Raw genomic sequence first — 12285 nt, 5'->3', positions numbered from 1 at the left:
AAATGGCAGCTTCTCTCCAAATCGCAGGCATCCGCAAAGTTTTCGGCAAGGGCGACAAAGCCGTTGAAGTACTCAAGAAAATCGAAATCGACGTCGCCCCCGGCGAGTTTCTGATCCTGGTCGGCCCCTCTGGCTGCGGCAAGTCCACGCTGCTCAACATCATTGCGGGGCTGGAAGAACCCTCCGAAGGCGAACTGCGCATCGCCGGCAAAAACGTGGTGGGCGTGGCCCCCGCGCAGCGCGACATTGCTATGGTGTTCCAGAGCTACGCGCTCTACCCCACCATGAGCGTGGCCGACAACATCGGCTTCGCGCTGGAAATGCGCAAGGTGCCGCTGGAGCAGCGCAAGAAGCGCATCGCTGAAGTGGCCGCCATGCTGCAGATCGAGCACCTGCTGGACCGCCGCCCCGCGCAGCTCTCCGGTGGCCAGCGCCAGCGTGTGGCCATGGGCCGTGCTTTGGCCCGTGACCCCCAGCTCTTCTTGTTTGACGAGCCGCTCTCCAATCTGGACGCCAAGCTGCGCGTGGAAATGCGCGCCGAAATCAAGCGCCTGCACCAGGTCAGCGGCATCACCAGCGTCTATGTGACGCATGACCAGATCGAAGCCATGACGTTGGGCAGCCGCATTGCGGTGATGAAGGACGGCATCCTGCAGCAAATCGGTACGCCCGACGACATCTACAACCGCCCGGCCAACACCTATGTGGCCACCTTCATTGGCTCACCCACCATGAACCTGATCAAGGGCCATGTGGAAACATCCGGCGCCCAAGGCCGCTTCAGCTTCAACGGCAGCACTCTGGACTTGGCTACTCCTGCCAAGGGCGACGCTACCCTGGGCGTGCGCCCCGAGCACATCGAGCTGCTGGCCGATGCCTCCTGGCGCGGTGAAGTGATGGTGGTGGAACCTACCGGTGCAGACACCTACGTGGTGGTCAAAACCGCCGCTGGCGACGTAACCGTGCGTACCGCGCCCAGCGCCCAATGGAAGGCTGGCGACCAAGTGGGCTTGCGCGTGAGCCCTGCGAATACCAACTGGTTTAACACTGCGACGGGTGTGCGTTTGGACGTGTAAATCCGAAACTCAAAAACCGAAGCGCCGGACTGTCCCTTTGGGATAGTCCGGCGCTTTTTATTTCCTCAGGAAACGGCTGGTTCAACCGGTCGATGCAACAACTTAAATTCTGGATCAGCAGAAGGAGTGTTGCAAAGGAAGAGAAGCCCTTACGATCTCTGCCACACGCCACAAACAGAAGAACACTCCGCCTGCGAACAGAAGTCGAATTTGTAGGTCTGCGTAGAGCGTTGCTTTGGCAAGCTTTGGGTCTAGAGCGTCCCGATGGTCAGAAATTGATTGGCGTCTTTGGTCTTCGGATAAATTTTTATCTGACTGTGCTTGCGCGATGTTCAGCGCACTGCTTAGGATGGCTTGCGACCACCAAACGACCTTGCATCCACAGAAGAAGCTCAGCCCCCAACAGAGAATAGCTGTGGCGACAGGAGAAATCCACCAGGAAAGGATTGCACTTTCGGTCTTCTGAATAGCAAAGGCGACTGCTGCTCCTGCGGCAGCCAATAGAAAGTACGCATAGCGCTCCCGCCCGGCAAGATGCGTTTTCTCTAGATCGACTTCGTTCATAGGGTTTTGTTGTGAATAATGATTGCGATGTCTAGTGTGTAAGACGAGAAGGGCTGGGCGCCACCAAGAGACTTGTGGGCAAGTTATCTATTTTCGCTGTCTGCAAAGATTGCGATTACTTCTTCCTGTGAAGTGCCCATATGCAGAAGCCAATGATGGTGAGTACGTTTATCAGCGCCAATGTGGCGAAAGGGTCAGTGCCCAGGGTTATGGTTAATGCGCTTAGGGACTCAATGACAGAGGTTTGATTTTTCACTTGAAACTCCTTCTGAGCTGCGAATGCGTTCAGGTAGCTCAAATGCTACGGAGGCATATTTAGGGCCGCGTAAGTCATTGATTTATATGAAAATCATCTCAAACCGACATACTGTTTTGCTTTGAAGGTGGGCCACGAACCTGATAGGAACTCTTGTTCCGACCGGCTACGCGGTGTGTGCCTTCGGAAGGCTCGCCCAGTGAGGCTTAACGCCCCTTGACTGATGGCTGAGGCGGCTGGGCACGCGACACGCTACTAGACTCCTTCAAGTGCACTAAGCGCCAGCCGCTTCGCCAACTCGCTGACGATGCTGAAGGACAGGGAAAGCCCTTTGTCTTTGGAGTAGGACTTGATTTTGTTCCATGTCCCTTCCGAACGAACCTTGTCAAGGAACTCATGCCCCTCCCAAGTGAGCTCGAACGGAAGCACGCGAATGACTCGGTCACTGGTTGACGACTTGACAGACTCACACCTTAGGAAGCCAGCGTCATAGAGAAGTCGCAAGTGATAGCCGATGATCTCCGGCAGGTAGCCATCAACCTCTGGCAGTTCGAGGACCTCGGACCTATCTCGTTCCTCGAAGAGAAACAGTAGCTTGCGAATTAAATCGAAGTTACGTTTCATGTTTTTCCTTGAAATAGCGGAAATCTGGCAATCTGCCAACCCCGATTCTGACGATTCAGTTGGGTCCTGAATATCCCCGTCATTGGAGTTTCGGCTAGAGCCGCAAAGCAGTCCACCATCACCCCTGCAGCGGCAACTGCAAACTAATCGTCAGCCCATGCGGCAACGTCGTGCGTGCCGTGGCAGTACCGCGGTGGCGTTGGGCAATCTCTGCCACGATGGACAGGCCCAGCCCACAGCCGCCGGGCAATTCGCTGGCACGCCAGAAGCGCTCAAACACGCGCTCCAGGTGTTCGGCTGACAGACCGGGGCCGGTGTCTTCTACTTCCAGAATGCAGTGGCCGTCGCGCACCTCGGTGCGCAGCGTCACGTTGGCACCTTTGCCTGCGTAACGCAGGGCGTTGTCGATGAGGTTGCTCAGGCCTTCGCGCAGCAGCAGTTTGTCGCCCGGCACCATCAGCGTGTCTTCTCCCTCGTAGCCCAGGTCTACGCCCGCAGCCACGGCACGCGGCGTCCACTCGCGTGCCACTTCGCGTGCCAGGGTGGCCACGTCCACGGGGTGCAGCACTACCTCGGCCTCGGTGCGTGCCAATGACAACAGCTGGTGCACCAGGTGGGCGCTGCGCTGCGCGCCGGTGTGTACCTTGGCCAAGCGCTGGCGCAGGGCTTCGGGCTCGGTTTCTTGCATGGCCAGTTCTGTCTGGCTGATGAGGCCGGCCAGCGGGGTGCGCAGCTGGTGGGCGGCATCATTCAAGAAACGTTTTTCCTGACTCAGGCTGCGGCGCAGCGTGGTCAGCAGCTGGTTCAGCGCATTGGCCAGCGAGTGCACTTCTTCGGGCGCCTGCGTCATCTCGATGGGAGAGAGCGAAGCCGTTGCTCGGTGCGCCAGTTGGGCCTCCAGCCGCTCCAGCGGCGCCAAGCCGCGGCGTATGCCCTCGTACACCAGCACGCTAAGCACGGCGCCCAATATCAGCAGCGGGAACAACACGTCGCGCACCAACTCACGTGCGATGCGCTGCTGCACCACCAGGCTCTTGGCCACTTGCACGCGCATGCGCTGGTCGGTAAAGCCGTCGCCAAAACTCAGGTCCATGGACGCCACGCGCATGGGTTTGCCGTCCAGCACGACCTCGTACAGCAGCGGCTCGTTGCTGGGGACATGCAGATCCGGTGTCATGCCCGGGATTTTGGTGTTGCCCAACAAAAAGCTGCCGGGCGGCGAGGACACCATGTAGGCCACGCGGTCTTCGGGGTCCTGCTCAATGATGTCGCGCGCGGCACGTGGAAAGTCCACCAGCAGGCCCGAACCCATGGGTTTGACCTGGCGCGCCAGCGAGCGCACGGACTGGGTCAGCGACTGGTCAATCGTTTTTTCGGCATACGTGAGCGCCACCCGAAACGCCAGCACCCCACCCATGAGCCACAGCACCAGTTGCGGCAGCAGCAGCCACACCAGCAACTGCCGCTTGAGCGAGAAGCGGGCGGGTGCGCTCATGTGCTTTCGGTTTCCAGCATGTAACCCAGGCCGCGCACGTTGCGGATGTTGAGGCCGCTGTCGGTGAGCTTGCGGCGCAGGCGATGCACGTACACCTCCAGCGCGTTGGAGCCTACGGCGGCGCCGTCCTGCGGCTGGGTTTGCCACACGGCCAGCACGTCTTCGCGGCCGACCACCTGGCCCATGTTGTTGACCAAGAGCGAGAGCAGGGACCATTCGCGCTGGGTCAGGTCCATGGGCTCTTCGCCCAGCCAGGCCAGCGGCAGCACCGGGTCCAGGCGCAGGTTTTTGCTGGAGCTGCTTTGCACCTCCAGTGAACCACCAAAGGCGGGCAGGCGCGAGCGGCGCAGCATGGCCTGCAGGCGCGCTAGCAGTTCGGCCATGTTGAAGGGTTTGGTGAGGTAGTCGTCAGCGCCGGCGTTGAGGCCTTGCACCCGGTCGTCCACGCCGTCACGGGCGGTCAGCACCAGCACCGGCAGCGCGTTGAGGCGCTGGCGGATCCAGTGCAGCACACCCACGCCGTCAATCACGGGCAGGCCAAGGTCCAGCACCACACCGTCAAAGCGGGTGCTCTCCAGCAGGCTTTGGGCCTGCGCGCCGTCGCTGGCGCTGCTCACACTATGGCCCGCGTGGACCAGCTGCGCGCACAGGCCGTCGCGCAGCAATTCATCGTCTTCAACAATCAGTAAATGGGCCATGGGCTGAGCATACCAAGGCGGCCCGCGCCACAGGGAGGGGGAAAGCGTGGGGTGAGTACCGCCGGGCCGCGCAGCGTGCGGGCCAGTTACAAGCCTGCCGCCACGGCTTCGGTGCGGGCTGTCTGGATGGATTGACCTATTTTTGGGCCACTAGCCCCCGCCGCTATTGCGCGAGCAGCTACCAAATCTGTAGCAACTGCCTGCGCGCGCTGCAGCGCGGCGGCCAGGCGTTCGGCTTGCGGGTAGGGCGTGTCGGTCAGACCCAGCCGGCCTTGGGCGTCGCACTGGCAGGCCTGCAAGGCCTGGGCAAAACGGGCCGGTTTGCGAAACGCGTCGCAGCGCTCCAGCAGGCGCACCAGTGCTGCGGCGTTGAGCGTGCCACTGCGGTGGATGTTGCCGTGTTCGCGTGCCACCACCTCGGCCAGCTCGGCGCAGTCGGTGGGCACGCGCAGGCGCTGGCACACGGTTTTGAGCAGGCGCACGCTGCGCTCTTCGTGGCCAATGTGGCGTGGCAACACGTCGGCCGGTGTGGTGCCCTTGCCCAGGTCGTGGCCCAGGCAGGCAAAACGCACCGCCAGTGGCGCACCCAGCTGGGCAGCGCGGTCTAGCACCAGTATCACGTGTATGCCGGTGTCCACCTCGGGGTGGTGTTCAGGGCTTTGGGGCACGCCCCACAGGCGGTCCAGCTCTGGCAGCAGGCGCGCCAGTGCGCCGCAGCTGCGCAGCACGTCAAACATGCGGGAGGGCCGGGCTTCCATCAGCCCTTTGACCAGCTCTTGCCACACACGTTCGGGCACCAGGTGGTCCACTTCGCCCTCGGCCACCATGCTTTGCATGAGGGCCATGGTTTCGGGCGCTACCGTGAAATCGGTAAAGCGGGCGGCAAAACGCGCCAGCCGCAGGATGCGCACCGGGTCTTCGCGGAACGCGGGCGTTACGTGGCGCAGCACGCGCTGGGCGATGTCGGCCCGGCCACCGTAGGGGTCGACCACGGAATTTAGGTCAAATTGGCCTCTAGCCCCCGTGGATATTGCGCAAGCAGCTATTGAATTGATAGTAAGGTCGCGCCGCGCCAGGTCTTCTTCCAACGTCACGCCGGGCTCGGCATGCACGGCAAAGCCGCGGTAGCCGGGCGCCGTCTTGCGCTCGGTGCGGGCCAGTGCGTATTCCTCGTGCGTCTGCGGGTGCAAAAAAACCGGAAAGTCCCGGCCCACGGCCACAAAGCCAGCGTCCAGCATGGCCTGCGGCGTGGCGCCCACCACCACCCAGTCGCGGTCCTGCACGGGCAGGCCCAGCAGGGCGTCGCGCACAGCGCCGCCGACCAGGTAGGTCTGGCCGGGAATGGTCAGGGCGGGTGGGGGAGTGGGCATGGGGCTGGCGTGGCGCGGGTTCAGCGCTTCAAGCGGTAGGGTTCTTCAAAGTCCAGAAAATCTTTTTCAGCCAGGGCGTCGTTCACCCAGGCTTGCACGCCGGGCAGGGCCAGCACATGGGCCACGTAGGCGGCGGCCTTGGGTGGCAGGGGCAGGGCGTAGGTCTTGAGCCGGGTGCAGACCGGGGCGAAGTAGGCGTCGGCCACGCTGAAGCTGCCAAACAGCAGGGGGCCGCCATGCTGGTCCAGCAGGCCTTCCCACATAGCCACCAGGCGGGCCACGTCGGCGCGCACGGCCGGTTTGTCGCGCCAGATCAGCGCGCCAGTGGTGGCCAGATCGGCTTCGATGTTCATGGGGCAGTTGCCACGCAGGGCGGTAAAGCCGGAATGCATCTCGGCGCACACACTGCGGGCCCGGGCACGCGCGGCTTTGTCGTGTGGCCACAGCGGCGTGCTGGAGAACTGTTCGGCCACGTATTCGGCAATCGCCAGGGTGTCCCACACGGCCAGGTCACCGTCCACCAGCAGCGGCACTTTGCCGGTCGGCGTCAGCGGGCCCAGCGTGGCTTTGAACTTCGAGCTGCTGTCAAACGAGTCGAAGCGAACCATGACTTCCTCGAAGTCAATACCCGCTTGCTTGAGCAGCACCCAGGGGCGCATGGACCACGAGGAGTAGTTTTTGTTGCCGATGTAGAGCTTGAGCATGGGGCACCTGTGCGTGAAAAAGCTTCATCCTAAAGGCCATGGCCCCGCCGATTGATGACAAACGCAGCGCCCATTGATGCACATGGGCGGCTGCGCTGTGCCGTGCACCGGCTCAGGGCAGCTCAAGCCCGGCTTCGGGCGTGCTGGCGTCGCGCGGACCCACGGCGCCCAGGCGGGCCTTGAGCGACTGTGGCTGGCCGGTGATGAGTGCGGCGTACAGCGTGGTGTTGGCCAGCACTTTTTTCACATAGTCGCGCGTCTCGGAAAACGGCACGTTTTCGGCCCAGATGGCGGCCTCTACCGTGGGGCTGCCGGTTTGGCCCCGCCACAGGCGCGGGCGGCCCGGGCCGGCGTTGTAGGCGGCGGCTGCCATGGGCATGGAGCCACCAAAACTGTCCAGCACCAGCTTGAGGTAACCGGTGCCGATGGCGATGTTGGTGTCGCGGTCGGTAATCTGGTGCGCTTGGAAGTCTGTCAGGCCAATCTTCTTGGCGGTCCAGCGTGCAGTGGCCGGCATGACCTGCATGAGGCCCGCGGCCCCCACCACCGATTTGGCATCCATGATGAAGCGGCTTTCCTGGCGGATCAGGCCGTACACATAGGCGGGCTCCAGGCCAATGGTCTGGGTGCGTGCCAGCACCGCGGCCTTGAACGGCATGGGGAAGCGTTGCTCCAGGTCGATCACCCCCTTGGTGCGTTCGCTGGTGTTGATGCAGCGGTCCCACACCTCGGCTTTGCAGGCCAAGTCGGCGGCGGCCAGCAGGCCGCGGTCGTCCATGCCACCCTTGCTGTGCAGGTTGGTGGTGTAGTTCCACTCTCGCACGCCCTCGGTACGCAGGCCCAGCTGCACCGCATACAGCGCGCGCATCAGGCCCGGGTTGGTGCGGGCGTGGTCTTTTTCTTCCGGCGTCAGGGGCGAGGGGCGGGCGGGGGCGTTCACTTTCTGGCCCAGGTCTTCCAGGGCCAGCATTTCGTAAAAGCCCTTGATGCCGGCAATGCCTTCCAGCGCGCGCGTGGCCTCGGCCCGTGCAACGTCGGTATTGGCACGCTGCAACTGGGCGCGGGCGCGCCAGTAGACCCAGGTGGGGTCACTGCGCAGCGCATCCGGCATGGCGGCAATCGCGTCTTGCACCACATTCCAGCGCCCGGCCCGCAGGGCGGCGCGTGCGGCCCAGACCAGGTGGTCTTCGTGCATGTGCTGGAACTGGCCCTTGGCAAAGTAGCCCACCGCGTCGTCAGAGAGTTTTTGTGCCGCACGTTTGCCGATCACACCCCAGATCCAGCTGCGTTCTTCCTGCGTGAGCTGGGCTTTCCAGCGCAGCTTTTCCACTTCGGTGGCTGCCTCCAGCGGCTCCAGGTAGGCCTGGCGGATCAGCGCCAGCGACACCAGTTCACGCGTTTGCGGACGCAGTGCGGTGAGTTTGTCATTGAGGTACTTGCCGGGGTTGAGGTAGATGGTGTTGACGGTTTTGACCCAATCGGCATCCAGCAGGCCCACGGCCTGGGTGGCGATGCGCAGGCGGTCGTTTTCCATGCCCAGGCGGGCGCGTAGCCAAGCGGTGTGCGAAGGGAGTTTTTTGTCCTTGAGCAACTGGCCCGCAACGCCAGCACAGGCTTCGTCGGCGTCTTTGAGCGGCAACCAGGCGTCTTGCACGGCGCTGGCCACATCGGTGCCCTGGGTGCTGTAGCTGGCCTGCAGGCTGTAACAACGGATGGCACGCTCGTCGTTCATGCGGTAGGCCGGCAGCTCGCGCTGGAAGCTGGTCCAGTCGCCGCGTCGGCCCAGTTGTTGCAGCCATTCGGCGCGCAGGCGGTCTTCCTGGTAGGTGCCGCTGTAGCGGTACAAAAAGTCCTGGATGTCGGTGTTGCTGGCATCGTCCAGCCGGGCCGACAACTCCCAGTAGGCGGCCCAGGGCTCCAGCGGGTGGCTGCGGACCTGTGGCAGCAGGGCCGCGAGGCGTTTGCGGTCGCGCTGTTTGTAGGCCTGCGCCATGTCGAGAATGGTGTCGTCGGAACGGGCGGATTCGCGCGCCGCATCACGCCCCTGGGCGTGTGCCGGAGCGGCGAAGGTGGACACCGCGCAGCCCGCGAGGGCCAGGGATGTCAGAATGGCTGAAAACTGCATGTGGGGATTATGGACAACTCGGACGAAAGCAAAGCCGCGCAAAAGAAAGCCCTTCGCAAGGCGCTACTCGAACAACGCCTGAACCTGCCGGATCGCCTACAACGCGCAGAACTTCTGCAGCGTGTGATGCGTATCTGGCTGGTGGGCCGCCCGGACGCGGTGATTGGCGCCTACTGGCCCATCAAGGGCGAGTTTGACCCGCTGCCCGCGCTGCACCGCTGGAAGGAAGACGGCGAGCTGATCGACCAGCCGCAGCCGCGCCGCATTGGCCTGCCGGTGGTCAACCGCGAACACAAAACCATGACCTTCCACGCCTGGTACCCGGGCTGCCCGATGGAAGAAGACGCCTACGGCATCCCCAAACCCAAAGACACCGAACTGATCATGCCCACGCTGCTATTTGTGCCCTGCGTGGGTTACAGCGCGGGTGGCTACCGGCTGGGATATGGCGGCGGTTTTTACGACCGCATGCTGGGCAGCCTGAACCCCAAACCCTTCACCGTGGGGCTGGGCTTTGGCACCGACTTTGTGGACGACTTTGAACCCGAACCACACGACATGCCACTAGACGCCATCCTCAACGACCACGGGATTGTTTGGCCGGTTTAGCCTTGGGGCTGGGTTTAGATGGCTTGGCGGCCTTGGGCCGCGCGGGTTTGCGGGCCAGTAGCGCGGCCTCCAGCGCCAGCCGTGCCCAGGGTTGCATCAAGGCCGGTGACTCCATGGCGTCGGCCGGGGCGCTGTAGTAGTTGAGGCCACGTGTGGTACCCGCCGCCTCATAGGTAAAACGCTGGCAGCCGGCGGCTTCAAACACGGTCTGTGTGTCGGCATTGGCTTTAAGCCAGAGCGTGTCGCCGCCGCCCAGGTTGGCCAGGATGGCAATCGTCATGCCGTCCACGCTGATGCCCCAGCCGCCAAACATGCGCCTGGCCACGCAGGGGCCTGCGCTTTGCAGCAGCTCACAGCTGTAGTCGGCAAAACTTTTGTCCATGGTGGTGTGGGGCGTCAGGGGCGCATGAGGGCGCGGGCGTCGCCCTCGTAGCCTTTCAGGGTGTCTTGCAGGCGCTGCCGTTGCGGGCCGGAGGTGCGGTTGTGGAAGGTGGCAATGGCCTGGCAGGCCTGTTCGCGCACACGTTCGGTGTACTGGCGAAAGGCCGGGTCGGGCGACTGCAGGCTGCGCGCCACCAGAGCGCGCACCTCGGCCTGCACATGGATGTCACTGGGGCTGCTATTGCGCAACGCGCGCAGGGTTTGCAAGGTGTCTTGTTGGCGGCGCAGCACTTCGCGGTACTGCAGGCTGGCGTCGAAGGCCGAGTCGTCCAGCTGCGACTGCAGCAGCTTGAGCTGGGCCTCGTTCAGCCGACCATAGAAGCCCTCGGCGCGCTCCACCAGCTTCTTCATGCGGCGCTCGGTGCGTTCAGCGGGTGTGCCGTCCAGCCATTCTTCGCGCCATTCGCGGTTGCGTTTGTCCAGTGCGCGGGCCAGGTGGTCCAACTGGGTGGTGCTGAGCGTGGGGCCCAGGGCGATGGCCGTAGGAGCGGCCCGGTCCAGCGTGGTTTGCACCCGTTCTTCGAGAAAGTGGCTGAGTTGGCAGACCTGGGCAGGTGTCACATCCTGCGGAGCGGCGGTGTGCAGGTTTTTCAGGGTCTCGGCCAGCTGGGGCAGTTCGTCCTTGCGGTGCCAGGCCTGCAGGGCCTTAAGGTCTTCGCGCAGGCGCAGGCTCTGGGGGCCGTCAAAGTCGAAGTAACCGTCCAGCCACCAGTAGCCAAAGTCGGGCGCGTTGTTGTACGCCAGTCGCACGGCGCTGCAACCGCTCAGGCTCAGCAGGCCCATGAGCAGCCCGATAATGGCGCACCAACGGCCTGCGCTGGCCCACCAGCGTTGCGGCCCAACCCATTTGTCAGAAATTTGCGCGAGGGCATGCACGTGACGTCTAGTTTTCAGGTTCAAGGGGCTTCGGGCCAGCGGCCAGTGGTGGACGTGGTCATTATGGCGGCGGGCAAAGGCACGCGCATGAAGAGCAAAACCCCCAAGGTCTTGCACACGCTGGCTGGGCGCCCGCTGTTGCAGCATGTGCTGGACACAGCGGCCCAGTTGCTGGCCCGCAAGGTGGTGGTGATCACCGGCCACGGTGCTATCGAAGTAGAAGCAGCTTGCGCAATGAATACGGGGGCTGCAGCCGATTTTGACCTAAATTTTGTGCGCCAGGAGCCGCAGCTGGGCACCGGCCATGCGGTGCAGCAAGCTGTGCCCGCGCTGGCCGACGACGGCGTGGTGGTGGTGCTGTCTGGCGATGTGCCGCTAACCCAACCCGACACCCTGTTCCACCTGATCACGGCCTGCGCGGGCGACAAGCTGGCGCTGCTGACGCTGGAACAACGTGACCCCACGGGTTATGGCCGCATCGTGCGCGCGGGGGATGCCGTGCAAGCCATCGTGGAGCACAAGGATGCATCTGCCGCACAGCAGCAAATTACCGAGATTTACAGCGGCATCATGGCCGTGCCCGCCACCCAGCTCAAGCGCTGGCTGGCGCGGTTGGATAACCAGAACGCCCAGAAGGAGTTCTATCTGACCGACATCGTGAAGTTCGCGGTGGCCGATGGGGTGGAGGTGGTGGCGCACAAGATAAACGACGCGGTGCAGGTGGCTGGCGTCAACAGCCCGGTGCAACTGGCCGAGCTGGAGCGTGCTTACCAACTGCGGCAGGCCCACCGCCTGATGGAAGAGGGCGTGCGCCTGGCGGACCCGGCACGTATCGACGTGCGTGGCGACCTGCTCTGTGCGCATGACGTGAGCATTGATATCAACTGCATCTTCCAAGGCCAGGTGAGCCTGGGTGAGGGCGTGTCGATTGGCGCGCACTGCGTGATTGCTAACGCGGTGATTGAGGCGGGCGCCGTCATCCATCCGTTCACCCATATCGACGGAGAGAAGCTCGGCGTGACCGTGGGCGCTGGCGCCCTCATTGGCCCGTTTGCCCGTCTGCGGCCGGGGGCCAAGCTCGGGGCCGAGGTGCACATCGGCAACTTTGTGGAAGTGAAAAACTCCACGCTGGCCAAGGGCGCCAAGGCCAACCACCTGGCCTATCTGGGTGACGCCACCGTGGGCGAGCGCGTGAACTACGGCGCAGGCAGCATCACCGCCAACTACGACGGCGCCAACAAACACCGCACGGTGATTGAGGCTGATGTGCATGTGGGCAGCAACTGTGTGCTGGTGGCGCCAGTCACCATTGGTGCCGGTGGCACGGTGGGCGGTGGCTCCACCATCACCAAAAACACCGAACCCGGCGCCCTGAGCGTGGCGCGTGGCAAACAGGTCAGCATTGCCAACTGGGCGCGGCCTGCCAAACAGCCCAAGGCCTGATTCC

The 12285-nt window shown here is 63.3% G+C and carries 12 protein-coding genes; 3 read left to right on the top strand and 9 right to left on the bottom strand.

Going from position 1 to position 12285, the window contains the following annotated elements:
• Positions 1-2: 2 nt before the first annotated feature.
• A complete protein-coding gene (locus C5F53_RS10415; protein ID WP_105261307.1) occupies positions 3-1076 on the top strand; it encodes an ABC transporter ATP-binding protein in 1074 nt (357 codons plus the stop codon).
• Positions 1077-1190: 114 nt separating this feature from the next.
• On the opposite strand, the gene C5F53_RS20115 is transcribed toward C5F53_RS10415, so the two are convergent.
• The 7 genes from C5F53_RS20115 to C5F53_RS10380 form a co-directional block, all read right to left on the bottom strand.
• Positions 1191-1640: a hypothetical protein gene (locus C5F53_RS20115; RefSeq protein WP_146097337.1), complete on the bottom strand. Its 450-nt coding sequence runs from the start codon at positions 1638-1640 to the stop codon at positions 1191-1193.
• A 511-nt stretch (positions 1641-2151) separates the two neighbouring features.
• Positions 2152-2520 (bottom strand): DUF2513 domain-containing protein, encoded by a 369-nt coding sequence (locus tag C5F53_RS10405; protein WP_105261305.1) that lies wholly within the window; start codon positions 2518-2520, stop codon positions 2152-2154.
• Between the two features lie 118 nt (positions 2521-2638).
• Positions 2639-4015 (bottom strand): sensor histidine kinase, encoded by a 1377-nt coding sequence (locus C5F53_RS10400; RefSeq protein WP_105261304.1) that lies wholly within the window; start codon positions 4013-4015, stop codon positions 2639-2641.
• Positions 4012-4713 carry a response regulator transcription factor gene (locus C5F53_RS10395; protein ID WP_105261303.1) on the bottom strand — a complete coding sequence of 234 codons (702 nt, stop codon included), beginning with the start codon at positions 4711-4713 and terminating at the stop codon, positions 4012-4014. Before C5F53_RS10395 ends, C5F53_RS10400 begins: the two co-directional genes overlap by 4 nt.
• 86 nt (positions 4714-4799) lie before the next feature.
• Positions 4800-6083, bottom strand: coding sequence for a multifunctional CCA addition/repair protein (locus C5F53_RS10390; protein ID WP_105261302.1), 1284 nt, complete (start codon positions 6081-6083; stop codon positions 4800-4802).
• 20 nt (positions 6084-6103) lie between these two features.
• On the bottom strand, positions 6104-6787 hold the full coding sequence (locus C5F53_RS10385) for a glutathione S-transferase family protein (RefSeq protein WP_105261301.1): 684 nt from the start codon (positions 6785-6787) through the stop codon (positions 6104-6106).
• A gap of 112 nt (positions 6788-6899) precedes the next feature.
• The gene (locus C5F53_RS10380; protein ID WP_105261300.1) at positions 6900-8912 is read right to left on the bottom strand and encodes a lytic transglycosylase domain-containing protein; all 2013 of its coding nucleotides are present in this window, start codon (positions 8910-8912) and stop codon (positions 6900-6902) included.
• A gap of 9 nt (positions 8913-8921) precedes the next feature.
• Here C5F53_RS10380 and C5F53_RS10375 point away from each other — a divergent pair, with 9 nt between their 5' ends.
• On the top strand, positions 8922-9521 hold the full coding sequence (locus tag C5F53_RS10375) for a 5-formyltetrahydrofolate cyclo-ligase (protein ID WP_105261299.1): 600 nt from the start codon (positions 8922-8924) through the stop codon (positions 9519-9521).
• Here the strand turns inward: C5F53_RS10375 and C5F53_RS10370 are convergent.
• Together C5F53_RS10370 and C5F53_RS10365 are read right to left on the bottom strand one after the other, a co-directional pair.
• Positions 9490-9903, bottom strand: coding sequence for a TfoX/Sxy family protein (locus tag C5F53_RS10370; RefSeq protein ID WP_105261298.1), 414 nt, complete (start codon positions 9901-9903; stop codon positions 9490-9492). The genes C5F53_RS10375 and C5F53_RS10370 overlap by 32 nt on opposite strands.
• 14 nt (positions 9904-9917) lie before the next feature.
• Complete coding sequence (locus C5F53_RS10365; protein WP_105261297.1) at positions 9918-10838, bottom strand: DUF6279 family lipoprotein; 921 nt, start codon at positions 10836-10838, stop codon at positions 9918-9920.
• Positions 10839-10901: 63 nt separating this feature from the next.
• Between C5F53_RS10365 and glmU the strand changes: the two genes are divergently transcribed.
• Positions 10902-12281: a bifunctional UDP-N-acetylglucosamine diphosphorylase/glucosamine-1-phosphate N-acetyltransferase GlmU gene (gene glmU, locus C5F53_RS10360; RefSeq protein ID WP_105261518.1), complete on the top strand. Its 1380-nt coding sequence runs from the start codon at positions 10902-10904 to the stop codon at positions 12279-12281.
• The last annotated feature ends 4 nt before the right edge of the window (positions 12282-12285 follow it).

Origin of the sequence: Rhodoferax sp. TS-BS-61-7 (assembly GCF_002943465.1) — a bacterium.
Lineage (GTDB): Bacteria > Pseudomonadota > Gammaproteobacteria > Burkholderiales > Burkholderiaceae_C > Allorhodoferax.
This window is presented reverse-complemented; position numbering and strand designations above follow the sequence as displayed.

Bases quoted from the DNA above. Each gene is read 5' to 3' on its own strand.
- C5F53_RS10415 (WP_105261307.1), top strand. From the start codon at position 3: ATGGCAGCTTCTCTCCAAATCGCAGGCATCCGCAAAGTTTTCGGCAAG.
- C5F53_RS20115 (WP_146097337.1), bottom strand. From the start codon at position 1,640: ATGAACGAAGTCGATCTAGAGAAAACGCATCTTGCCGGGCGGGAGCGC.
- C5F53_RS10405 (WP_105261305.1), bottom strand. From the start codon at position 2,520: ATGAAACGTAACTTCGATTTAATTCGCAAGCTACTGTTTCTCTTCGAG.
- C5F53_RS10400 (WP_105261304.1), bottom strand. From the start codon at position 4,015: ATGAGCGCACCCGCCCGCTTCTCGCTCAAGCGGCAGTTGCTGGTGTGG.
- C5F53_RS10395 (WP_105261303.1), bottom strand. From the start codon at position 4,713: ATGGCCCATTTACTGATTGTTGAAGACGATGAATTGCTGCGCGACGGC.
- C5F53_RS10390 (WP_105261302.1), bottom strand. From the start codon at position 6,083: ATGCCCACTCCCCCACCCGCCCTGACCATTCCCGGCCAGACCTACCTG.
- C5F53_RS10385 (WP_105261301.1), bottom strand. From the start codon at position 6,787: ATGCTCAAGCTCTACATCGGCAACAAAAACTACTCCTCGTGGTCCATG.
- C5F53_RS10380 (WP_105261300.1), bottom strand. From the start codon at position 8,912: ATGCAGTTTTCAGCCATTCTGACATCCCTGGCCCTCGCGGGCTGCGCG.
- C5F53_RS10375 (WP_105261299.1), top strand. From the start codon at position 8,922: ATGGACAACTCGGACGAAAGCAAAGCCGCGCAAAAGAAAGCCCTTCGC.
- C5F53_RS10370 (WP_105261298.1), bottom strand. From the start codon at position 9,903: ATGGACAAAAGTTTTGCCGACTACAGCTGTGAGCTGCTGCAAAGCGCA.
- glmU (WP_105261518.1), top strand. From the start codon at position 10,902: ATGGCGGCGGGCAAAGGCACGCGCATGAAGAGCAAAACCCCCAAGGTC.